The 900-nt window shown below is 43.0% G+C and carries 1 protein-coding gene; it reads left to right on the top strand.

Annotated elements, in window-relative coordinates:
• A partial coding sequence (locus R2R28_RS29080) for a hypothetical protein (protein ID WP_316829168.1) occupies positions 1-900 on the top strand: 900 nt, incomplete at both ends.

Below are 900 nucleotides of genomic sequence, written 5' to 3'. Positions count from 1 at the left end.
AGCCAACTCGGTAACGGGTGGAACTGACATTATAAATGTATTATCGAACGATACTTACAACGGAACAACTGTTGCTCCAACTTTAACGGATGTAACCATCACTAACGGTGCGAATGACAGTAATGGCAAAGTAACCTTAGATCCAACAACCGGCAAAGTAAGCGTTGCTGCCAATACCCCGGCAGGAATTTATACTTTAACTTATACCATCACCGATAAGCTTGATGCCACCAAAACATCAATCGCGACTGTAAAAGTAACTGTAGCTTCTGGTACTTTGCTTGCTAAGGATGATGCTGGTTCTGCGAACTCGGTAACTGGTGGAACTGACATTATAAATGTATTATCTAACGATAATTACAACGGAACAACTGTTGCTCCGACTTTGGCTGATGTCATCATCACTAACGGTGCGAATGATAGCAATAGCAAAGTAACCTTAGATCCAACAACCGCAAAAGTGAGTGTTGCGGCCAATACCCCGGCAGGGATTTACACTTTAACTTATACCATTACTGATAAACTGGATGCCACCAAAACATCAACCGCTACGGTAAAAGTAACGGTAGCTTCTGGTGCTTTGCTTGCTAAAGATGATGCTGGTTCAGCCAATTCAGTAACTGGTGGAACTGACATTATAAATGTATTATCGAACGATAATTACAACGGAACCACAACGGCTCCGACTTTAACTGATGTCACCATCACTAACGGTGCGAATGATAGCAACGGAAAAGTAACGCTTGATCCGACAACTGGTAAAGTGAGCGTTGCTGCCAATACCCCGGCCGGTGTTTACACTTTAACGTATACCATCACCGATAAGCTTGATGCCACCAAAACATCAACCGCCATGGTAAAAGTAACGGTAGCTTCTGGAGCATTATTAGCGAAAGATGA

The organism is Pedobacter miscanthi (assembly GCF_032678605.1).
GTDB lineage: Bacteria > Bacteroidota > Bacteroidia > Sphingobacteriales > Sphingobacteriaceae > Pedobacter > Pedobacter miscanthi_A.
Note: the sequence above shows the minus strand (reverse complement) of the source record. Positions and strands in the feature narration are given on the sequence as shown.